This is a genomic window from Novosphingobium aerophilum, assembly GCF_014230305.1.
GTDB classification, from domain to species: Bacteria; Pseudomonadota; Alphaproteobacteria; order Sphingomonadales; family Sphingomonadaceae; genus Novosphingobium; species Novosphingobium aerophilum.
In genome coordinates this window covers 50,230-70,379 of the sequence record NZ_JACLAU010000007.1, presented here as the reverse complement: position 1 = coordinate 70,379, position 20,150 = coordinate 50,230, and the positions used below count along the sequence as shown (strand labels likewise).

The 20,150-nt window shown below is 69.2% G+C and carries 20 protein-coding genes; 10 read left to right on the top strand and 10 right to left on the bottom strand.

All coding sequences use genetic code 11. The annotated features are described in order from the left end of the window. Positions 1 to 14: 14 nt before the first annotated feature. The 5 genes from H7F49_RS07130 to secB all read right to left on the bottom strand — a co-directional run bounded on the left by H7F49_RS07130 (position 15) and on the right by secB (position 5,241). Positions 15 to 719 carry a DUF4136 domain-containing protein gene (locus H7F49_RS07130; RefSeq protein WP_185682884.1) on the bottom strand — a complete coding sequence of 235 codons (705 nt, stop codon included), beginning with the start codon at positions 717 to 719 and terminating at the stop codon, positions 15 to 17. A gap of 382 nt (positions 720 to 1,101) precedes the next feature. Next, positions 1,102 to 1,893: a hypothetical protein gene (locus H7F49_RS07125; RefSeq protein ID WP_185682883.1), complete on the bottom strand. Its 792-nt coding sequence runs from the start codon at positions 1,891 to 1,893 to the stop codon at positions 1,102 to 1,104. Positions 1,894 to 1,968: 75 nt separating this feature from the next. Continuing rightward, complete coding sequence (gene trpS / locus H7F49_RS07120; protein WP_185682882.1) at positions 1,969 to 2,988, bottom strand: tryptophan--tRNA ligase; 1,020 nt, start codon at positions 2,986 to 2,988, stop codon at positions 1,969 to 1,971. An 8-nt stretch (positions 2,989 to 2,996) separates the two neighbouring features. Beyond that, complete coding sequence (murJ, locus tag H7F49_RS07115) at positions 2,997 to 4,571, bottom strand: murein biosynthesis integral membrane protein MurJ (protein WP_185682881.1); 1,575 nt, start codon at positions 4,569 to 4,571, stop codon at positions 2,997 to 2,999. A gap of 151 nt (positions 4,572 to 4,722) precedes the next feature. After that, positions 4,723 to 5,241: a protein-export chaperone SecB gene (secB, locus tag H7F49_RS07110; protein ID WP_185682880.1), complete on the bottom strand. Its 519-nt coding sequence runs from the start codon at positions 5,239 to 5,241 to the stop codon at positions 4,723 to 4,725. Between the two features lie 336 nt (positions 5,242 to 5,577). Here secB and H7F49_RS07105 point away from each other — a divergent pair, with 336 nt between their 5' ends. Genes H7F49_RS07105 through H7F49_RS07095 form a run of 3 tightly spaced genes read left to right on the top strand, consistent with a single transcriptional unit; the run spans position 5,578 to position 8,088 of the window. After that, positions 5,578 to 6,234, top strand: a complete 657-nt coding sequence (locus H7F49_RS07105) for a Tim44/TimA family putative adaptor protein (protein ID WP_214647710.1) — start codon at positions 5,578 to 5,580, stop codon at positions 6,232 to 6,234. A gap of 7 nt (positions 6,235 to 6,241) precedes the next feature. Further along, positions 6,242 to 7,510 carry a murein transglycosylase A gene (mltA, locus tag H7F49_RS07100; RefSeq protein ID WP_185682878.1) on the top strand — a complete coding sequence of 423 codons (1,269 nt, stop codon included), beginning with the start codon at positions 6,242 to 6,244 and terminating at the stop codon, positions 7,508 to 7,510. Then, positions 7,507 to 8,088, top strand: a complete 582-nt coding sequence (locus H7F49_RS07095; protein ID WP_185682877.1) for a Smr/MutS family protein — start codon at positions 7,507 to 7,509, stop codon at positions 8,086 to 8,088. The genes mltA and H7F49_RS07095 overlap by 4 nt, the downstream gene beginning before the upstream one ends. A gap of 227 nt (positions 8,089 to 8,315) precedes the next feature. Here H7F49_RS07095 and ahpF read toward each other — a convergent pair whose 3' ends face one another. The 3 genes from ahpF to aroC all read right to left on the bottom strand — a co-directional run bounded on the left by ahpF (position 8,316) and on the right by aroC (position 12,011). Next, positions 8,316 to 9,902: an alkyl hydroperoxide reductase subunit F gene (gene ahpF, locus H7F49_RS07090; RefSeq protein ID WP_185682876.1), complete on the bottom strand. Its 1,587-nt coding sequence runs from the start codon at positions 9,900 to 9,902 to the stop codon at positions 8,316 to 8,318. A 112-nt stretch (positions 9,903 to 10,014) separates the two neighbouring features. Continuing rightward, entirely contained in the window at positions 10,015 to 10,578 is a 564-nt protein-coding gene (ahpC, locus tag H7F49_RS07085) for an alkyl hydroperoxide reductase subunit C (RefSeq protein ID WP_185682875.1), read from the bottom strand. Positions 10,579 to 10,928: 350 nt separating this feature from the next. Continuing rightward, complete coding sequence (gene aroC / locus H7F49_RS07080) at positions 10,929 to 12,011, bottom strand: chorismate synthase (RefSeq protein ID WP_185682874.1); 1,083 nt, start codon at positions 12,009 to 12,011, stop codon at positions 10,929 to 10,931. 257 nt (positions 12,012 to 12,268) lie between these two features. Between aroC and H7F49_RS19500 the strand changes: the two genes are divergently transcribed. Genes H7F49_RS19500 through H7F49_RS07065 form a run of 3 tightly spaced genes read left to right on the top strand, consistent with a single transcriptional unit; the run spans position 12,269 to position 13,720 of the window. Then, on the top strand, positions 12,269 to 12,616 hold the full coding sequence (locus H7F49_RS19500; protein WP_185682873.1) for an arsenate reductase: 348 nt from the start codon (positions 12,269 to 12,271) through the stop codon (positions 12,614 to 12,616). 10 nt (positions 12,617 to 12,626) lie between these two features. Then, a complete protein-coding gene (gene pnuC, locus H7F49_RS07070; protein ID WP_185682872.1) occupies positions 12,627 to 13,193 on the top strand; it encodes a nicotinamide riboside transporter PnuC in 567 nt (188 codons plus the stop codon). A gap of 2 nt (positions 13,194 to 13,195) precedes the next feature. Beyond that, on the top strand, positions 13,196 to 13,720 hold the full coding sequence (locus H7F49_RS07065) for an AAA family ATPase (RefSeq protein WP_185682968.1): 525 nt from the start codon (positions 13,196 to 13,198) through the stop codon (positions 13,718 to 13,720). Here the strand turns inward: H7F49_RS07065 and H7F49_RS07060 are convergent. Continuing rightward, positions 13,694 to 14,326 (bottom strand): LysE family translocator, encoded by a 633-nt coding sequence (locus H7F49_RS07060; RefSeq protein ID WP_185682871.1) that lies wholly within the window; start codon positions 14,324 to 14,326, stop codon positions 13,694 to 13,696. The genes H7F49_RS07065 and H7F49_RS07060 overlap by 27 nt on opposite strands. Positions 14,327 to 14,372: 46 nt before the next feature. Continuing rightward, positions 14,373 to 15,134, bottom strand: a complete 762-nt coding sequence (gene ubiG / locus H7F49_RS07055) for a bifunctional 2-polyprenyl-6-hydroxyphenol methylase/3-demethylubiquinol 3-O-methyltransferase UbiG (RefSeq protein WP_185682870.1) — start codon at positions 15,132 to 15,134, stop codon at positions 14,373 to 14,375. Between the two features lie 100 nt (positions 15,135 to 15,234). Between ubiG and H7F49_RS07050 the strand changes: the two genes are divergently transcribed. The 4 genes from H7F49_RS07050 to H7F49_RS07035 all read left to right on the top strand — a co-directional run bounded on the left by H7F49_RS07050 (position 15,235) and on the right by H7F49_RS07035 (position 20,128). Further along, on the top strand, positions 15,235 to 16,491 hold the full coding sequence (locus H7F49_RS07050; protein ID WP_407940294.1) for an aspartate kinase: 1,257 nt from the start codon (positions 15,235 to 15,237) through the stop codon (positions 16,489 to 16,491). A gap of 139 nt (positions 16,492 to 16,630) precedes the next feature. Further along, positions 16,631 to 17,740, top strand: coding sequence for a DUF47 family protein (locus H7F49_RS07045; protein ID WP_214647699.1), 1,110 nt, complete (start codon positions 16,631 to 16,633; stop codon positions 17,738 to 17,740). Between the two features lie 11 nt (positions 17,741 to 17,751). Then, on the top strand, positions 17,752 to 18,765 hold the full coding sequence (locus H7F49_RS07040) for an inorganic phosphate transporter (RefSeq protein ID WP_185682868.1): 1,014 nt from the start codon (positions 17,752 to 17,754) through the stop codon (positions 18,763 to 18,765). Between the two features lie 385 nt (positions 18,766 to 19,150). Then, positions 19,151 to 20,128 carry an NAD(P)H-dependent flavin oxidoreductase gene (locus H7F49_RS07035; protein ID WP_185682966.1) on the top strand — a complete coding sequence of 326 codons (978 nt, stop codon included), beginning with the start codon at positions 19,151 to 19,153 and terminating at the stop codon, positions 20,126 to 20,128. Positions 20,129 to 20,150 lie beyond the last annotated feature (22 nt).

Genomic DNA, 20,150 nt, shown 5'->3' with positions numbered 1-20,150 from the left:
GACGAGAGCATCCGTCACGACCGCTTCTTTTCCGGAGCGACCGTGATGCGAACGGTTTCCCCCGACTGGCCGGGGAAGTTGGTGAACATTGCCTGGACCAGGTTGGGCACCAGATAACCCAGGCGATTGGAGGTCGACACCGCTTCGGCGCGGCCTTCGAACAGGCGCGCATTGTCGGCGCGGCGTTCGATCTTCATCTCGATGCCGCTGGTGTAGATGGTGTAGCTGTCCACGCCGCCGCCCAGCCACGGGTCGTTCCAGCCGAAGCCCCAGCCGCCCCAGGGGCCGAAGCGCGGATGGCCCCAGCCACCCCAGCCACCCCAGCCACCCCAGCCGCCCCAGCCGCCCCATCCACCCCAGAAGGGATCACGGAAGCCGACTCCGGTGGTCCGGATCCGCTCGCGGCCCTTGTCGACCCCATAGTCGAAGCGGACCAGCAAGGTTGCGGTTTCCGGACTGGCGGGCGTGTAGCCCAGGCGGGTCAATTGCGCCTCGACCAGGCGGGCGTACTGGGCAAACTCCAGACCCCCGGCCAGCGCAGGATCGTCGGCGACCACGGCGAAGGTCTGACCGGCGGGGGCGGGCAGTTGGGCTTGGAAGCGATTGACATTGGCGGTGAGGCTGGGGGTGCAGGCGGTGAGGCTGGCAACCACCAGCGGGATCGCGGCAAGCCGAAGGCTGCGGCGAAGCGCGGTAAACTCGATGAACTTGCGAGACATCCCTTGGTACTCCGAACTGGCCTGGATACTCAGTACTGGCATGCGCCACCGGGGCAGCCCCACCCGGAACCACGAAGCGCCTGCGCTGTTTGCCCTAACGCGCGCGCGCTGAACAGCGGTTGAATGCATTGCGCCCGAACGGCCACTCGGGGCGGGGACCGGCGCGGGGTCGGGGGCCGGCGCGGAGGGGCGGTTTCGCCTGATTCCCGTCGTCCCGGGCTCGACCCGGGACCGGTGCCCGGATCGAACCGGCCTATCGCCGAAGTGGGCGTCGAAGCGGGCCAGCGGTCCCGGGTCGAGCCCGGGACGACGATGGGGGTGCTATGGCAACTTCCCACTCCACATGGCCATTCGTCGGCGGAGGATCGCGCTCGCGCCCCGCCTATTCCCCGTTGCCTGGATCGGCGTCCGCATCCCTGTCCCGCTCGGGCGCCCGGGTGAACTCGAAGCGGATTCGCACCCAGGTGCCGATCAGCGGCTTGCCGCTGGAGCGCGGGGGGCGCACCAGGAACTGCCAGGCGGCCTGCCGCACGCCGCGGGCCAGGCCCGACCCGGGTGGGTACTCGGCCATCTCGCGGCAGTCCTCGACGTGGAAATGGTCGATCGTGCGGCAGGCGATCATCGCCCAGCTACCCGGTGTGTTGGCCCCGCGCGGGATGTAGGTGACCATTTCGGCGCGGGTCGGCTCGCGCACCCATTCGGCGGGATAGAGCCGCGCCCCGCCAGGACCGTCACCACCGCCTGCCGCCTCGTCGCTGCCACCCATCGGGGCCGGCGGTCCCGCCGCCGGGCCGCGCCGGGCCATGCGGCCGATGTCGGCAGCGGCCATCTGGTCGCGGGTCAGCGGGATCAGGTTCAGCGCGGGCAGCGGCGATTCGGTGGGCTGGGGAACGGGCGGGGCGATCACCGGCGAGGTCGCGGAGGGGGCTGTCACCTGGTGCGGGGCGGACTTCTGTCGCTGGCGAGGGGTTTCCTGCTGCGCGTCGCTGACGTCGATCGCGACCAGCCGCGATCCGTTGCCCGGCTCGCTGGCGGAGAATGCGCCCATCCGCACCAGCGCCCAGCCGAGCAGCAGGCAGACCAGCAGCGAGAGCGCGGCCGAGATCGCCCGCTCGCGCGGGGTGGGGCCGAAGCGGTCGGCGGGCGATGGTGACAGCAAACCGGTCAGCAGCACGTTGACCCAACCTTCGTCCCGCTCGGCCCGAACGGGGTCTGGGAGTGAATGGGTTTGCGGCCGAGCTCCCCGATGTCAGCCGCGGACCAGGCCCAGCGCCGCATAGGCCCGCTCCAGCGTCGGCACGGCCAGGGCCCGCGCCCGGGACGCGCCCTTGGCCAGGATCGTGTCGAGCGCGGCGCGGTCCTGGCGCAGGTCCACGAAGCGGGCGTTGATCGGGGCGAGCCGGTCGACCAGCAGCTCGCCCAGCGCCGGCTTGAACCGGCCGAAGCCCGATCCGCCGAACTCGCCCAGCACCGCCTCGATCGAGGTGCCGGCCATGGCGGCATAGATGCCCACCAGGTTGGCCGCCTCGGGCCGGCCTTCCAGTCCGGCCTTTTCGCTCGGCAGCGGCTCGGGATCGGTCTTGGCCTTCTTGATCTTGGTCATGATCGTGTCGGCATCGTCGGTCAGGTTGATGCGGCTCATGTCCGAGGGATCGGACTTGCTCATCTTCCCCGACCCATCGCGCAGGCTCATGATCCGCGCCGCTTCGGGCGGGATGATCGGATCGGGCAGGGTGAAGACCGGTGCCGCCTCCGTGGCGAAATCGTTGTTGAACTTCTGGGCGATGTCGCGGGCCAGCTCCAGGTGCTGCTTCTGGTCCTCGCCCACCGGCACGTGGGTGGCCTGGTAGAGCAGGACGTCGGCGGCCTGCAGCACCGGATAGGTGAACAGGGCCACGCTGGCGCCCTCGCGGTTCTTGCCGGCCTTGTCTTTCCACTGCGTCATGCGGTTGAGCCAGCCCATCCGCGCGGTGCCGTTGAGCAGCCACTGCAGTTCGGCATGCTGGGGCACCTGGGCCTGGTTGAACAGGATCGACTTGTCCGGATCGATCCCGCAGGCGACCAGCGCGGCGACCATCTCGCGCGTGTTGGCGGCGAGATCCGCCGGGGTGTGCGGCATCGAGATCGCGTGGAGATCGGCCAGGAAGTACAGGCACTCATGCCCCTGCGCGGTGAACTCGTCCTGCATCCGCACCCAGTTCCGGATCGCCCCCAGGTAATTGCCGAGATGAAGGTTGCCGGTGGGCTGGATGCCGGAGACGATGCGCATGGGAACTCTCAGGTGGAAGGACGGCGGCGCCGCAGGAGAAGCGAAAGGTCGTCGCGGGAGAAGGCTCCCGAGACCACCGTGGCGAGGCCATAGACCAGCATCCCGGCCGAGACCAGCACCGCCAGGGCCCCGAAGCGGACCAGCCAGGTGCTGTGGATATAGGGCGTCAGCAGCCCCTGGGTCGCCCAGAGCACGACGCCCATGGCCAGGGCGGCGAGGGCGAGGCGGGGCGCCCGGCGGCGCAGGCGGGCATCGGCGGCGAAGTGCCCGCGTTTCACCAGCATGCGATACAGCAGGGCGACGTTCACGGTCGAGGCGAGCGCGGTCGCCAGCGGCGGTCCCATATGCTGCAGGGGCAGGATCAGCGCCAGGTTGCCAACGAGGTTCACCAGCATCGAGATCGTGGCATAGCGGACCGGGGTCTTCGTGTCCTGGCGGGCGTAGAAGCCCGGGGTCAGCACCTTGACCAGCACATAACTGGGCAGGCCCACCGAGAAGGCCGCGAGGGCCTGGGCGGTGAAGTGCGCGTCCTGCGGGGTGAACTTGCCATAGCCGAACAGCGCGGCGGCGATCGGCTCGCCGCAGACCACCAGCGCGACCGTGGCGGGCAGGGTGAGGAACAGCGCCAGCTCCATCCCCCGGTTCTGCGTGTCCAGCGCGGCGGCCTCCTCGCCCCCGCCAAGCTGGCGCGAGATCGTGGGCAGCAGCACCGTGCCCAGCCCGATGCCGATCAGGCCCAGCGGAAGCTGGTTCAGCCGGTCGGCCATGTAGATATAGGTCACCGAACCATGGGCCAGCAGCGAGGCGGCCAGCGCGGTCGAGATCAGCAGGTTGATCTGCACCGCGCCTGCACCGGCGGCGGCGGGCCAGATCAGGGCCATCAGGCGCTTGACCTCGGGCGTGAAACGCGGACGGCGCAGGGTCAGGCTCACCCCGTTGCGGCGGCAGGACCAGGCCAGCCAAATCAGTTGCAGCAGGCCGGAAACCGACACGGCGATCGCCTGGATGCGCGCGGTCTCGAGCGGATCGCTGGAGTGGAAGGCCAGCAGCGCGACGATCAGCGTCAGGTTGAGCAGGATCGGCGCGGCGGCGTTGACCCAGAACTTGTGCAGCGAATTGAGGATGCCGCCGAACAGCGACACGATGCTGATCAGCATCAGGTAGGGGATGGTGTAGCGCGACAGCTCCACCGCGAAGGCGAATTGCGCCTCGCTCACCCCGTTGAACCGGCCCGAGAGGATCAGGGTCACCGGCCAGGCGAACACCTCGAGCAGCACGGTCATCGCCAGCAGCACCGGCAGCAGCACGGCCAGGGCCTGTTCGGCGAAGGTCAGCCCGTCGGGCAGGCCCCGACCTTCCGGATCGGCCACCTTCTGGTTGAACAGCGGGATGAAGGCCGAGGCGAAGGCCCCTTCCGCGAACAGCGCGCGGAACATGTTGGGCAGGCGGAAGGCCACCAGGAAGGCGTCGGACGCGAAGCCGGCGCCGACATAGCGGGCGAACAGGCTGTCACGGACCAGTCCCAGCACCCGGCTGAGCAGGGTCAGCCCGCCGATCGTGCCGGTGGCCTTGAGCAGGTTCATGGCTTGTGGCTGACCAAGCCCCTCCCCTTCAGGGGAGGGGTTGGGGTGGGGGCGTGCCTTCTGGCACGGCGTCTGGGGGAGAGCCCCACCCCCGGCCCCTCCCCTGAAGGAGAGGGGAGGAGGACGCGCAGACTACGCACCCCGAGGCGACTCAGGCGTTGCCAGCCGGCTCGGCCTCGGCGGTCTGCGCGGCCTGGGCGAGCTGCTGCAGATAAAGCCCGTTGAAGTCGATCGGCTCGAGCATGATCGGCGGGTAGCCGGCATCGCGCACGGCATCGGCGACGATGCGGCGGGCGAAGGGGAACAGGATGCGCGGCGCTTCGGCATAGGTGAAGGCGTGCATCTGCTCGGGCGGCAGGCCGCGCATGCCGATCAGGCCGCAATAGCTCAGCTCGATGATGTAAGCAGTGCCGGCCTGCGACTTGGCGGTCATGTTGATCTTCAGCTCGACCTCGTGAACCTCGCCGTCGAGCGGGGTCGACTGGATGTTGAACTGCACGTCGAGCTGGGGCGCGTCCTGCCACTGGTAGGAATGCGGCGCATTCGGATTCTCGACCGACAGGTCCTTGACGTACTGCGAGATGATGCCCGCGGCCGGTCCGGTGTCCTCGCCATTGGGGGCGGGGCCATCAAGGTTGAGGTCGGAAATGATGTTGCCTTCGTCGGCCATGGGATCAGGTCTCTCGATCAGGAGTGATATCGCCGGGGCGCCTAGCATCCTGCGTCGCGGGCGGCAATCTCCCCGCGCAGCGGCCCCGCCCGGCGACGAGGACCGGTGATGACGACCGGCGGCGGAGTCGGGCGGTGGGGCCGGATGGCCGGACCGATCGGCCATGGCCGCGTGGCCATCTGGTCATTCCGTCCCGGGAAATTTACCTCCGGGCGATCCTCATGCGTTGTTCATTTGTCAAGCGTACCTATCTCGGGCACTATCCCCTGATGCGCTGCGCCGGGTGACGCGGCCGAACGAAAGTTGTGTGACGTGACCGAAGTCGTGATCCTCGCCATGATCGCAGCCTTCCTGGGCCTGCGCCTCTACGCTGTCCTGGGCCGGCGCGCCGAGCACGAGGAAGAGACGATCCAGGGCCGCTTCGACGCCAATGGTGACGCCGGTGCGCCGATCGCGCCGCGCGCCGCCGCGCCGCGCCTGCCCGAGCGGAACGGCCAGCCTGCGGTCCAGCCCCGCCCGCGCGAGACGCCCGGCGTGCTGCCGGTGGCGGAACGCGGCCTGCGCGATATCGCCGCGGCCGATCGCCGGTTTGACGCGCTGACCTTCCTTCAGGGCGCCCGCGGGGCCTACCGCATGACGCTGGAGGCGTTCTGGCGCGGTGATCGCGAACAACTGGCGCAACTGTGCGACCGCGATGTCTACGAAGGTTTCACCGCCGCCATCGCCGCGCGTGAGGCGGCGGGCGAAACGCTCGACAACCGGCTGGTCCGGATCGAGGACGCCACGGTGGTCGATGCCGTGCTTGATGGAACCATGGCGCGGGTGACCGTTCGCTTCACCGCCGATATCGCGGCAGTGACCCGGGATGCCGCGGGCGCGGTCATTGCCGGATCGCTGGATGACGCCATCGAGGCGCGCGATCTGTGGACCTTCAGCCGCGACGTCAACGCCGCCGGGCCCGACTGGCTGCTCGACGAGACCGACGAGGCCTGATCACCGCATGCCGCAGGGCCGGGTGAAGCGCTGCGCGGGGCTTTTGGCGCCGCTGCTGCTCGCGGCCTGCACGGTCATCCCCCCGGCCTCCGGTCCGCGCCCGCTGCCTCCCGCCCGACCGGGTGGGCCAGCCGTTGCCCCGCCCGCCGTGACCCCACCCCCACCGCCGAATGCGGTGGCCCTGGGCGTGGCGCCCGGGCCGGACCTGGCCACCCTGCCGCTGGCCGGCCTCCGTCCGGCCGCCGCACTGCGGACCTTCCAGGAAAGCTGCCGCGCGCTGCTGGTGCGCACCGACCAGAGCGGCCTGACCCGGCCCGACGACTGGCGCCCGGCATGCAGCGCCGCTGCCACCTGGCCGGCTGCTGATGCGGCGGGCTTCTTCGTGACGTGGTTCGAAGCGGCCCGGGTCAGCGACGGGCGCAGCTACGTCACCGGTTACTACGAGCCCGAGATCGCCGGGACCCGCACCGCCCAGCCGGGGTTCGCCGTACCCGTCTATCGCCTGCCGCCCGACCTGGTCCGCGCCTGGCCGTTCGAAACCCCCTTCGAACAGCGCGTCGGCCAGCCCCCGCTGGGCCGCTTCGATCCCACCGGGCGGTTCGTTCCCTATTACGACCGCGGCCAGATCGAGGATGGGGCCCTGGCCGGGCAGGGGCTGGAGATCGGCTGGGCGGCCGATCCGGCCGAGCTGTTCTTCCTGCAGGTGCAGGGCTCCGGCCGGCTGATCGGGCCGGACGGCACGGTGATCCGCATCGGCTTCGCCGGCCAGAACGGACACCCCTATACCGGGATCGGCGCAGTCCTGCGCGATCGCGGGCTGATCGGCACCGGTCCGGGGCAGTATCCCGGTTCGATGCAGGGGATCATGGCCTACATCCGCGAGCACCCCGAAGACGGCAAGGCGCTGATGCGGCTCAACCGCAGCTATGTGTTCTTCCGCGAGGTGACCGGCGACGGTCCGGTGGGCGCGCTGAACGTGCCGATCCGGGCCCAGACCAGCCTCGCCGCCGATCCGCTGATGGTCCCGCTCGGCGCGCCGGTCCTGCTCAGCGAGGGGGATCGTCCGGAGATCAACGGGCTGTGGGTGGCGCAGGACACCGGCGGCGCGATCAAGGGCGCCAACCGGTTCGATTCGTTCTGGGGGGCCGGTCCCACGGCAAGGGTGATCGCCGGGGGCATGGCGGCGCGCGGCAATGCGCTGATTTTCCTGCCGAAGGGGACACTCGCCCGGTTGGCTGGAACGGCGCCCGCAGTGCCCGCGCCGCGCCGCAAATGAGACGCCCGCCGCGCGGGCTGACCCCGGAAGAGGCCGAACTCTGGGCCCGTGTCGCCGCTACGGTCAAGCCGCTGCGCAGCGCCCCGACCCCGCCGTCACTGAGCCCTCCGGCCATGCCCGCCACCGCCGCAGCGCCCGCTCCGGTGCCGCCGCCGCGGGTGCGGGGACGCATCCCGCCGCTGCCCGAACCGCGTCCCACGCCCGCTCCGCCGACCCGGCCGCTCGACCGTCACGGGCTCGACGCCAGTTGGGAGCGCAAGCTGGCCAAGGCGGCGATCGCGCCCGACTTCACGCTGGACCTGCACGGCCACTCGCTCGACGCGGCGCACAGCCGGATGGAACACGGCCTGGCCCAGGCGATGGCCCAGGGCGCGCGCGTGCTCTTGCTGGTGACCGGGCGGCCGCGCCCCTCGGACGATCACGCGGGACGGGGTGAGCGCCGGGGGGCCATCCGGGCCAAGGTGCTCGATTGGCTGGCGGCGGGCCCCTATGCCCACCGCATCGCCGCCGTGCGCCAGGCCCACCCGCGCCATGGCGGGGCGGGGGCGCTCTACATCGTTCTGAAGCGGCTGCGGTGAATCCAGGCCCTAAAATGCACCAGTTCTGACCCGTCGCCCCTGCGGAGGCAGGGGCCCATCCCAGTCTGTCCCGGATAGCGGAGTTTGGTTGGGTGAGGCCGGGTTGGGCCCCTGCCTCCGCAGGGGCGACGAAAATCAGGTCAGGGTCTCGGCTTGTTGAGCTGTGGCGCTCCTCCCCGTCCCGCTGGGCGGGCCCGGGAGGATATCGTTGCAAGCCCCCGTTTCGGTCACGCCGCCTCGGCCACCGGTTCCTCGGCCGGCAGGCGGATCAGGTAGTCGAAGGCCGACAGCGCAGCCGTCGCCCCGGCGCCGGTGGCGATGATGATCTGCTTGTAGGGCACCGTGGTGGCGTCGCCCGCCGCGAACACGCCGGGGATCGAGGTTTCGCCGCGTGCGTCGATCTCGATCTCGCCGCGCGGGGTGAGGGCGACCGTGCCCTTCAGCCATTCGGTGTTCGGCACCAGCCCGATCTGGACGAAGATGCCTTCCAGCTCGACGGTGTGCGCAGTCTCGGTGGTGCGGTCCTGGTAGACCAGCCCGGTCACCTTGCTGCCATCGCCCAGCACCTCGGTGGTCAGCGCCGAGGTGATGACCTTGACGTTGGGCAGCGAGTGCAGCTTGGCCTGCAGCACCGCATCGGCGCGGAGCTGGCTGTCGAACTCGATCAGGGTGACATGGGCGACGATGCCCGCCAGGTCGATCGCCGCCTCGACGCCCGAATTGCCGCCGCCGATCACCGCCACGCGCTTGCCCTTGAACAGCGGGCCATCGCAGTGCGGGCAATAGGCCACGCCCTTGTTGGCGTATTCGGTCTCGCCTGGCACGTTCATGTTGCGCCAGCGCGCCCCGGTGGAAAGGATCACCGAGCGGGCCTTCAGGCTGGCGCCATTGGCCAGCACGATCTCGTGCAGGCCGCCGGGCTGCGCCGCCGGGATCAGCCGTTCGGCGCGCTGCAGGTTCATGATGTCCACCTCATAGTCGCGGACATGGCTTTCCAGCGCGGCGGCGAGCTTGGGCCCGTCGGTCTGCGAGACGGAGATGAAGTTCTCAATCCCCATGGTGTCCATCACCTGGCCGCCGAAGCGTTCGGCCGCCACGCCGGTGCGGATGCCCTTGCGCGCGGTGTAGATCGCCGCCGCGGCTCCGGCCGGGCCGCCGCCGACGATCAGCACCTCGTAAGGGGCCCTGGCCGCGATCTCGGCGGCCGCGCGGTCGGCCGCGCCGGTGTCGAGCTTGGCGAGGATTTCCTCGAGCGTCATCTTGCCCGAACCCCACATCGCCCCGTCCAGGAAGGTGGCGGGCACGGCCATCACGCCGCGCGCCTCGACCTCGCCCTGGAAGGCGCCGCCCTCGATCAGGGTGGCCGACACATTGGGGTTCATCAGCGCGATCAGGGTCAGCGCCTGCACCACGTCCGGGCAGTTGTGGCACGACAGCGAGAAGTACATCTCGAAGCTGTGGCGGCCGGGCAGGGCGCGGATCTGGGCGAGCGTTTCGTCCGAGACCTTCGGGGGATGCCCGCCGGCCCACAGCAGGGCGAGCACCAGCGAGGTGAATTCGTGGCCCAGCGGAACGCCGGCGAAGCGCACCTGGGCTTCGGGCTGCTCGACGCTGGCGATGGTGAAGCTCGGCACGCGGGCGTCGGCCCCGTCGAAGGTGACGGAGACCTTGTCGCTCAGGCCGGCGATCTGGGTCAGGAGGTTGCGGGTCTCGGCCGACTTGGCGTCATCGCCCAGCGTCGCGACCAGCGCGATCGGACGGCGCAGCATGCCGAGATACTGGGTGAGCTGCTGGGTGGTGGCGGCATCGAGCATGGTCTTGGTCCTTGGTGTGAAACGGGGAGGGTGGAGGCCCGGGGCGCGATGGGGGGCGGCGCCCCGGGCTTCCGTTCAGACCCGTCGGCCCGATCCGCTAGGGGTCAGCGGATCAGATCTTGCCGACGAGATCGATCGAGGGAGCCAGCGTCTCGCCGCCTTCTTCCCACTTGGCCGGGCAGACCTGGCCGGGGTGCTCCTGCCAGTACTTGGCGGCCTTGATCTTGCGGACGAGTTCGGCGGCATTGCGGCCGACGCCCTCGGGGGTGACTTCGACCAGTTGCAGCGTGCCGCTGGGGTCGGTGACGAAGGTGCCGCGGTCGGCCAGGCCCACGCCTTCGCGCATGTTGTTGAACATGTGGGTCAGGGTGTGGTTCTGGTCACCGACCAGGTGGTACTTGATCTTGCCGATCGCCGGCGAGGTGTCGTGCCAGGCCTTGTGGCTGAAGTGCGTGTCGGTCGAAACGCCGAACACTTCCACGCCCATCGCCTGCAGCTCGGCATACTTGTCGGCCAGGTCTTCCAGCTCGGTCGGGCAGACGAAGGTGAAGTCGGCCGGGTAGAAGAAGAACACGGCCCACTTGCCGAGCACGTCCTTCTCGCTGATCTCGACGAACTGCCCGTCCTTGAACGAGGTCGCCGTGAACGGCTGGATCTGGCTGCCAATGATACCCATGGGTTTTGTCTCCGGTTGAGAATGAAGCTTCAACGCAGCCGGAGATAGGCGCGCCGGGCCGAGTCGGGAAATGCGGATTCCCGATTAATTCGATTTGCCCGGCCGATTACCGGTGGAATGATCGGTTTTGTCGATCAAATGCGACGTGGCTGCGGGGCGAAACCCGCGCCCTCGCAAACCTCGTCATGCTGAACGTGTTTCAGCATCCATGTCTGGGTGGGCACGGAGCTATTGGGGGACAGGACCAAGCAGCCTTGGCCCATCATCTCGCGACCTGCACCCCAGGGCAGGATGGATGCTGAAACACGTTCAGCATGACGATTGGTGAGTGGCTCCTGCCCAGCCGGGCTCTACCCGCACTGCCCCCGGTGGAGCAGCTTGTGGTCGGCCAGGACCAGCGCCATCATCGCTTCGACCACCGGCACGCCGCGGATGCCGACGCAGGGATCGTGGCGGCCCTTGGTGAACATCTCGGTCGCCTCGCCGTCGCGGGTGATGGTCTGCTGCGGGGTGAGGATCGAGCTGGTCGGCTTGAACGCCACCCGCACGGTTACCGGCTGGCCGGTGGAGATGCCCCCGGCGATCCCCCCAGCGTGGTTCGCCAGGAACTCGGGCGCGGTCTCGCCCGGGCGCATCGGATCGGCGTTCTGTTCGCCCGACAGGCGCGCCGCGGCGAAGCCGTCGCCGATCTCCACGCCCTTGACCGCGTTGATCCCCATCATCGCCGCGGCCAGATCGGCGTCGAGCTTGCCATAGAGCGGCGCACCCCAGCCGGCGGGGACGCCGGTGGCCTCGCAGGTCACCACCGCGCCCACCGAACTGCCGGCCAGCCGGGCCTCGTCCACGATCCGGGCCCAGCGTTCGGCGGCCGCCGCGTCGGGGCAGAAGAACGGGTTGTTGTCGATCTCGGCCGCGTCGAAGTTCGCCGGATCGATCGCGTCGCCGCCGATCTCGCTCACCCAGGCGCGGATCGTCACTTCGGGGATCGCCAGCCGCGCCACCGCGCCCGCCGCCACCCGCGCCGCCGTTTCGCGCGCGGAGGATCGCCCGCCGCCGCGATAGTCGCGGAAGCCGTACTTGGCGTCATAGGCATAGTCGGCATGGCCGGGACGATAGGCCTTGGCGACCTCGCTGTAGTCCTTGGAGCGCTGGTCGGTGTTCTCGATCATGAGGCTGATCGGGGTGCCGGTGGTGCGCTGGATGCCATCGGGGCCGGCGAACACGCCCGACAGGATGCGGACCTGGTCCGGTTCCTGACGCTGGGTGGTGAACTTGCTCTGCCCCGGGCGCCGCTTGTCGAGGAACGGCTGGATCGCCGCCTCGTCCAGCGCCAGCCCCGGCGGACACCCGTCGACCACGGCGCCCAGCGCCGGCCCGTGGCTTTCGCCCCAGGTGGTGAAACGGAACAGGCGGCCGAAGGTGTTGAACGACATGGGCCAGCGCTTTTGCGCGGTTTGGGGGAAAAGTCCACCGGCGGGGGGGACTTCATGGCACACTGGCCGTCGTCGCCCCTGCGGAGGCAGGGGCCCAACCCAGCTTTGCCCGAACAGGCAGACACATCATGGACGGCCAGGCAGGGATGGGCCCCTGCCTCCGCAGGGGCGACGGGTTGTGGGAGGGGCGTTCGGATTGCTTGCTCGATCGGCGATCCTCGCTAGATCATGGCAAATCTCAAGATCGGACCCAGCGCGTGACCATCACCCTCTACGGCATCCCCAACTGCGACACAGTCAAAAAAGCCCGCACCTGGCTGGACACGCGAGGGATCGCCTACGCCTTCCATGACTACAAGAAGCAGGGCGCCGATCCCGCGCGCATTGCAGGGTGGATCGCGCAGGCCGGGGTGGGCAAGGTGGTCAACAAGGCCGGCACGACCTTCCGCAAGCTCTCGCCCGAGGATCAGGCCGCGCTCGAGGGCGAAGGCGCGCCGGAGGTGCTCGCGGCCAACCCCTCGGTGATCAAGCGGCCCATCGTGGAGCATCCCGGCGGCCTGCTGGTGGGGTTCAAGGAGCCCGAATGGGCCGCCGCCTTGGCCTGAGGCTGCACAGGTGAACCCGATCGAATGGCTTGCCGCCGCGCTGGGCGTGGCCAACATCGCGCTGCTGGTGCGGCGGTCGGTATGGAACTTCGCCTTCGGCATGGCGATGGTCGCGCTCTATCTCGTCGTGTTCTGGGAGGCGCGGCTCTATGGCGAGGCTGGCCTGCAGGTGTTCTTCTTTGCCGCGCAAGGCTGGGGCTGGTGGCTTTGGGTCCGGGCCGGCGGGGAGGAGAGCCGGGTGCCGGTGCGCTGGCTCTCGCCGCTGAGCCGCATGGTGTGGATCGTGGCGACGGCGGCGCTCAGCCTGAACCTGGGCTGGGTCATGCACCGCTTCACCGATGCCGCGCTGCCCTACGCCGATTCCGCGATCACCGGGGCGAGCATCGCGGCGCAAATCCTGCTCGGGCTGCGCCGGGTGGAGAACTGGATCCTGTGGATCCTGATCGATCTGGCCTCGATCGCGGTCTATCTGACCAAGGGTTTGCACCCCACCGCCGGGCTCTATGTCCTGTTCCTGGCGCTGTCGGTGATGGGGCTGCGCGAATGGGTCCAGGCAGCCGGGAGGCCCACCCGGTGACGATGACGGTCTGCTTCCACGGGGCCGAGAGCACCGGCAAGTCGGTTCTGGCCGAGAAACTCGCGCGGGAGCGGGGCTGGCCCTGGGTTCCCGAATTCGGCCGCGCCTATGCCGAGGCGCACGGGACCGCATTCAAGATGGCCGATCTGCTGGCGATCGCCCGCGGGCAGGATGCCGCGATGCGCGCCGCGCTCGCGGCCGCGCCGGCCGTGCTGCTGCTCGACACCGATCCGCTGATGACCGCGGTCTGGGCCGAGATGCTGTTCGGCGAGGTTCCGGCCGAGCTGATGGGCTATCCCCGGGCGGATCTCTACCTGCTGTTCGCGGCGGACACGCCCTGGGTCGGCGACGGCACGCGCCTGTTCGGCACGCCGGCTGCCCGCGCCCGCTTCGCCGCCGCCGCCGAGGCGGTGCTGGTCCGGGCCGGGGTGCGCTGGCAGCGGATCGACGGGGACTGGGCCGCGCGCGAGAGCCAGGTGCTGGCCGCGATCGCCGCGGTCTCAGGCCCGGTGCGAGCGCAGGAGTAGGGCCCCGAAGCCGACGAAGACCGTCCCGGTCACCCGGTTGAAGGCGCGCTGGGCGGCCGGCCGCTGCAGCCAGCGCGACAGGCCGCGACCGCCCAGGGCATAGGTGAAGTACCAGAGCGTCTCGATCACGGCGAAGCTGGCGACCAGGATGGCGAACTGCGGGCCCCTGGGGCGGGCCGGGTCGATGAACTGCGGCAGGAAGGCCGCCACGAACAGCAGGGCCTTGGGGTTGGAGATCGCGATCAGGAACCCGCCACGGAACACGGCCAGCGGCGACAGGGCGGCGAACGGGGCGGACAGGTCCTCATCCCCCGCCGCCTCGATCGGGGCGCGCCAGGCCTTGATTCCCAGCCAGACCAGATAGGCGGTCCCGACATAGCGCAGCAGGTCGAAGGCGCCGGGCAGGGCCAGCAGCAGCGCGGTCAGCCCCATCACGCTGGCCGCCATCAACAGCAGCAGCCCGGTCATGCAGCCCAGCATGGCCGGGAGCGACCGGCCCAGCCCCAGGGTCACGCTGCGCTGCAGGATATGCAGCATGTTCGGCCCCGGGGTGGCGCTGACCACGAACACGGTGGCGCAGTACAGCAGCCAGAGCTGGAACGACATGACGGGGACCTCGAGGAAGGCGCGGGGGTAAGGCGCGGGCGCGGGCCTAGAGCGTCGCCGTGGCGGTGACGATGTAGTTCAGCGACAGGTCGTCGGACAGGTGCAGGCCCTGTAGCGGCGACCAGGCGATCCCGCGCGGCTCTCCCATGGTCAGTCCGGCGGCGCCCAGCAGATCGCGCAGGTCGTCCGGGGTGATGAAATCGTCCCAGTGATGGGTGCCACGCGGGATCCGTCCGAGCCGCTCGGCGGCCTCGATCAGCAGCAGGCGCGCGGCGAGCGTGCGGTTCGGGGTGGACAGCACCATCAGCCCGCCGGGGCCGAGCCGGTGGGCCAGGGCATTCACGAAGGCCTGCTTGTCGGCCACATGTTCGATCACCTCCATCGCGGTGACGAGGTCAAACCGGCCGAGCTCGAGCGTGGCGATGTCGCCCGCGTGGTAGCTGATCGCCAGTCCGGCTGCTTCGGCATGGGCCCGTGCTGCGGCCACGTTCTCGGCCGCGGCGTCAACGCCCGTGGTTTCGGCCCCGAGCCGGGCGAGGGGTTCGGCCAGCAGGCCCGCGCCGCAGCCCACGTCGAGCGCACGCTTGCCGGTGAGCGGCCGCAGCCCGCGCGAATCACCCAGCCAGTGCGCGTCGATCGCCGCGCGCACGAAGCCCAGGCGAACCGGGTTCAACTTGTGCAGCATCGCCGATGAGCCCTTGGGGTTCCACCAGTCCTCGGCCAGGCGGCCGAAATGCGCGGCTTCCTCCGGCCGGATCGTGGCCCCCGGGGCAGGGGATGACGCCGTGGCGGGAGCGGGCGGACTCATCGGTGTTGCATTAGCCATGCCCCCTTTCTAAAGCGCCCCCGCCCCGCGGTCCATGGGACCCTTGGGCGCATCGGCTGATGGTGGACAGGGGGGCCTTCGCGTGGGGCGCATCGTGATGAAATTCGGCGGCACCTCGATGGCCGGGACCGAGCGCATCCGCCGCGTCGCGGGGATCGTCAAGCGCCAGCAGGAAGCCGGGCATGAAGTGGCCGTGGTGGTCTCGGCCATGTCGGGCGAGACCGACCGACTGGTGAACTTCTGCCGCGAGGCCAACCCGCTTTACGATCCGGCCGAGTACGATGTGGTCGTCGCCAGCGGCGAGCAGGTCACCTCTGGCCTGCTGGCGCTGCATCTCCAGGCCCTGGGCTGCAAGGCGCGCTCGTGGCTGGGCTGGCAGTTGCCGGTGCGCACCGACGATGCCCACGCCAAGGCGCGGATCGAGACGATCGATTCGGAAGCCCTGCTCGCCAGCATGGCCGCGGGCGAGATCGCCGTGATCCCGGGCTTCCAGGGCCTGACCGAGGACAACCGGGTGACCACGCTGGGCCGGGGCGGGTCGGATACGTCGGCCGTGGCCGTGGCGGCGGCGGTCAAGGCCGATCGTTGCGACATCTACACCGACGTGGACGGCGTCTACACCACCGACCCGCGCATCGTCGCCAAGGCGCAGAAGCTGAAGAGCGTGACTTACGAGGAGATGCTCGAACTCGCCTCGGTCGGCTCGAAGGTGCTGCAGACCCGCTCGGTCAGCCTGGCCATGAAGGAAAATGTGCGGGTCCAGGTGCTGTCCTCGTTCATCGACGAGAACGCTCCCGCCGCCGACACCCTCCCCGGCACGATGATCGTGTCTGACGAAGAGCTCGAAGGACTGGATATGGAACGCCAGCTGATCACCGGAATCGCCGCCGACAAGAACGAGGCCAAGGTCATCCTCACCCGCGTGCCCGACCGACCGGGCGCGGTGGCGACGATCTTCGGTCCGCTGGCCGAGACCAACATCAACGTCGACATGATCATCCAGAACGTCGGGCGCGAGCACACGGACACCGACGTGACCTTTACCGTCCCCTCCGCCGACCTCGACAAGGCGAAGTCGGTGCTGGAGGAACAGCAGGCCAAGATCGGCTTCGAGAAGATGACCACCGATCCCAAGGTCGCCAAGATCTCGGTGGTGGGCGTGGGCATGCGCAGCCATGCCGGTGTCGCCTCGACCATGTTCAAGGCCCTGGCCGATCGCGGTATCAACATCCAGGCGATCTCGACCAGCGAGATCAAGGTCTCGGTGCTGATCGACGCCGACGAGGTCGAACTGGCCGTGCGCGTGCTCCACACGGCCTACGGGCTGGACGGAGCCTGACTGCGCAACCGGACCAGCCGTGATCCTTTTGACGGGGTTCGGGTGGCCTGTCACAAATGTTTCACATTCCGGTGCTTGTGCAATCCTGTGTGACCTTGCGGGTCGGTTGGGAGAGTGAGTCATTCGTCAGGTCGCTGCCTTGCCCTACCGCACCGACGGCCTTGGCGGTGACGCCGGGGTCCGGGTCCTGCTGGTGACCTCGCGCGGCTCGGGCCGCTGGGTTCTGCCCAAGGGCAACGTGGGATCGCGCAGCGCCCCCCACGTCGCCGCCGCCAAGGAAGCGGAGGAAGAGGCAGGGGTGCTGGGGGCGGTCTGTCCGGTCCCGCTCGGTTCCTACCGCTTCCGCAAGCGCGTGCGCAGCGGCGCCTCGTTGATGGCCGACGTCGACGTCTATCCGCTCGCCTTCACCCGTGAGCTCGATTCTTGGCAGGAGCAGAACGAGCGCGAACGCCGCTGGTTCTCGCTGGTTGAGGCGGCGGGTGCGGTCGACGAACCGGACCTGCGCGAACTGTTCCGGTCGTTCGCGCCGGGGGACTTCACACGGGCCGCCGCGCGCACGGGATGGCGCGAGGCGGTGGCCAGGACATCTTCAGGGGTATTTTCAATGTTTGCTTGGTTTCAGAGGCTCCTGCCCAAAAGCGGCAACTTCTTCGAGCTGTTCGAGGCGCACGCCGCGACCGTGCTGGCCGCTGCCGAGGCCACGGCCCGCGTGCTCGAAGGCGGCCCGCCCGGGCACGAGCACATCCGCGAGGTGATCGAGCGCGAGCATGACGCCGACGAGATCACCCGCGAGGTGCTGCAGGACGTTCGTCGCACCTTCCTGACCCCGTTCGATCGCGGCGCGATCACCGCGCTGGTCGGCGCGCTCGACGATACCGTCGACGAGATGCAGGCCACGGTCCAGGCGATTGCCCTGTACGAAGTGGACAGCTTCGCGCCGCAGATGCGCGACATGGCGGCGATCGCGCTCGATGCGGCCCGCGTCACGGCCGAGGCCATGCCGCTGCTGCGTGACGTCGCCCGCAACGCCAAGCGCCTGCACGAATTGACCGAGCGCCTGGTGCGGATGGAGGGTCACGCCGACGCCGTCCATGCCGAAGGTCTGAAGCTGTCGCTCAAGGACCACGGCTCCACCGACACGCTGCGCTTTGTCACCGAGCGCGAGATCTACAAGCATCTCGAGCGGATCGTCGATGCCTTCGAGGACGTGGCCGACCAGATCGACGGCCTCGTGATCGACCACGCCTGAGGGCCCTGACAGTGCACGAACTCGCCTTGCCGCTACTCGTCGGGTTGATCCTGATCGCGCTGTCGTTCGATTTCCTGAACGGTCTGCATGATGCGGCGAACGCGATTGCCACCGTTGTCGCCACGCGGCTGCTGTCCCCGGTTCGCGCCGTGGCTTTCGCGGCCGTGTTCAACTTTTCCGCCTATTTCCTGACCCTGGCCTTTCCCAGCCTCCACGCCGTGGCCGATACGATCGGCAAGGGCCTGATCGACAAGGATCTTGTCACTCCGCAGGTGGTGTTCGGAGCCCTGATCGGGGCCATGTTCTGGAATGTCGTCACCTGGCTGAAGGGCATTCCGTCCTCGTCCAGCCATGCCCTTGTCGGCGGTATCATCGGTTCGGGCGTGGCCCATGCCGGGTTCACCGGGATCAAGTGGGGCGGGCTGAACAAGACCCTGATCGCGATTGTCGCCTCGCCGATGATCGGCATGTTCCTGGCCCTGCTGGTCATGCTGCTCAGCAGTTGGGCGCTGCACAAGGTCACGGCGAAGCGGGCCGAATCCAGCCTCAAGGTGCTCCACCTGGTCTCCTCGGCCGCCTATTCGCTCAGCCACGGGCTGAACGACGCGCAGAAGACCATGGGGATCATCACCGTGCTGCTCTATTCGACCGGCTATCTGCACGGCGATTTCGAGGTGCCGCACTGGGTGGCGATCTCGTGCTACATCGCGATGGGCCTCGGCACGCTGTCGGGCGGGTGGAAGATCATCGAAACGATGGGCAACAAGATCACCAAGCTGTCGCAGCACCAGGGCTTCTCGGCCTCGCTGGCCGGATCGATCGTGGTGTTTACCGCATCGACCTTGGGCATTCCGGTGTCCACCACCCACACCATCACCGGATCGATCATCGGCGCCGGTACGGCCCGTCGGGCCTCGGCGGTGCGGTGGGGCGTGGCGCAGAACGTGGTGACCGCATGGGTGATCACCATCCCGGCCTCGGCGGCGGTCGGCGCCCTGTTCTATTCGCTGACCCGCCTGTTCTGATCCCGTCCCGGCACAGGCGGGGACACCGTCTTCCGGTACAAGCCCCGGCCCGGGCGCAAAGGCCCGGTGCCGGAGCCTGGGACCAGGCCAACCTGATGTCCCCCTGGCCTGGCCTGCGACCCTCCGGCCCCCGAGGAAGGGCGACCGGCAGGCCGGACGCGGCACGACTGGCGTGCCCGCCCAGAACGGTGCGGCTCATGTTGCGCACGCCGCACGCCCCGGTTGTACGCCGTTCCGGGCCGCACGACAAATCGCCTCTGCGCATGACTGTGTGCGAAAGTGCGAAAGCCGCGGGGATGGCTTTTCGCGGCCCGGCCCAGTCTCTATAGGGCCTCCACCTTTCGGGCGGACGGAGAACGATGTGACGGACAAGACCAGGGCGCTGATGGCGCGCGGAGCCGAATTTCTCGGCAGCGAGCATGCCATCCTGTGCGGCGCGATGAGCTGGGTGTCCGAACGGAACCTGGTCTCCGCGATCAGCAACGGGGGCGGTTTCGGCGTGATCGCCTGTGGCGCGATGACCCCCGAACTGCTCGATGCCGAGATCGCCGCGACCAAGGCACTCGCCACACGGCCCTTCGGTGTCAATCTGATCACCATGCATCCCCAACTGTTCGATCTGATCGCGGTCTGCGAGAAGCACGGGGTGGGGCATGTCGTCCTGGCGGGCGGCATCCCGCCGAAGGGCTCGGTCGAGGCGATCAAGGCGTTCGGCGCCAAGGTGCTGGTCTTCGCCCCGACTCTGGCCCTGGCCAAGAAGCTGCTGCGCTCGGGCGCCGATGCCCTGGTGATCGAAGGGTCCGAGGCGGGCGGCCACATCGGCCCGGTCGCGACCTCGGTCCTGGCCCAGGAATTCCTTCCCGCACTCGCCGCGGATCATCTGGTGTTCGTGGCCGGCGGGATCGGTCGGGGCGAGATGATCGCCTCCTATCTCGAAATGGGCGCTGCCGGGGTCCAGCTTGGCACGCGGTTCGCCTGCGCCACCGAATCGATTGCCCATCCGGCCTTCAAGCAGGCGTTTTTCCGCGCCAACGCCCGCGATGCCGTGGCCAGCGTCCAGGTCGATCCGCGCCTGCCGGTGATTCCGGTGCGGGCGCTGAAGAACAAGGGCACCGAGGAGTTCACCGCCAAGCAGCGCGAGGTGGCCCAGTTGCTCGACGAGGGCAAGATCGAGATGGGCGAGGCGCAGCTCAAGATCGAGCACTTCTGGGCCGGGGCTCTTCGCCGCGCGGTCATCGATGGGGATGTCGAAAACGGCTCGCTGATGGCCGGCCAGTCGGTCGGCATGGTCACGCGCGAGGAACCGGCCGCCGCGATCATCGCCGAGCTCATCGCGGAGTGCGAGGCCGCCCTGGCCGCCTGATCCGCCGGTGTCCGACCGGCGG

Excerpts from the sequence above, each read along its gene's own strand:
- H7F49_RS07130 (WP_185682884.1), bottom strand. The coding sequence starts at position 719 with ATGTCTCGCAAGTTCATCGAGTTTACCGCGCTTCGCCGCAGCCTTCGG.
- trpS (WP_185682882.1), bottom strand. The coding sequence starts at position 2,988 with ATGCGCATCGTCTCCGGCATCCAGCCCACCGGCAACCTTCATCTCGGC.
- murJ (WP_185682881.1), bottom strand. The coding sequence starts at position 4,571 with ATGAACCTGCTCAAGGCCACCGGCACGATCGGCGGGCTGACCCTGCTC.
- secB (WP_185682880.1), bottom strand. The coding sequence starts at position 5,241 with ATGGCCGACGAAGGCAACATCATTTCCGACCTCAACCTTGATGGCCCC.
- H7F49_RS07105 (WP_214647710.1), top strand. The coding sequence starts at position 5,578 with ATGATCGCAGCCTTCCTGGGCCTGCGCCTCTACGCTGTCCTGGGCCGG.
- mltA (WP_185682878.1), top strand. The coding sequence starts at position 6,242 with ATGCCGCAGGGCCGGGTGAAGCGCTGCGCGGGGCTTTTGGCGCCGCTG.
- H7F49_RS07095 (WP_185682877.1), top strand. The coding sequence starts at position 7,507 with ATGAGACGCCCGCCGCGCGGGCTGACCCCGGAAGAGGCCGAACTCTGG.
- ahpF (WP_185682876.1), bottom strand. The coding sequence starts at position 9,902 with ATGCTCGATGCCGCCACCACCCAGCAGCTCACCCAGTATCTCGGCATG.
- ahpC (WP_185682875.1), bottom strand. The coding sequence starts at position 10,578 with ATGGGTATCATTGGCAGCCAGATCCAGCCGTTCACGGCGACCTCGTTC.
- aroC (WP_185682874.1), bottom strand. The coding sequence starts at position 12,011 with ATGTCGTTCAACACCTTCGGCCGCCTGTTCCGTTTCACCACCTGGGGC.
- H7F49_RS07065 (WP_185682968.1), top strand. The coding sequence starts at position 13,196 with ATGACGGTCTGCTTCCACGGGGCCGAGAGCACCGGCAAGTCGGTTCTG.
- H7F49_RS07060 (WP_185682871.1), bottom strand. The coding sequence starts at position 14,326 with ATGTCGTTCCAGCTCTGGCTGCTGTACTGCGCCACCGTGTTCGTGGTC.
- ubiG (WP_185682870.1), bottom strand. The coding sequence starts at position 15,134 with ATGAGTCCGCCCGCTCCCGCCACGGCGTCATCCCCTGCCCCGGGGGCC.
- H7F49_RS07035 (WP_185682966.1), top strand. The coding sequence starts at position 19,151 with ATGGCGCGCGGAGCCGAATTTCTCGGCAGCGAGCATGCCATCCTGTGC.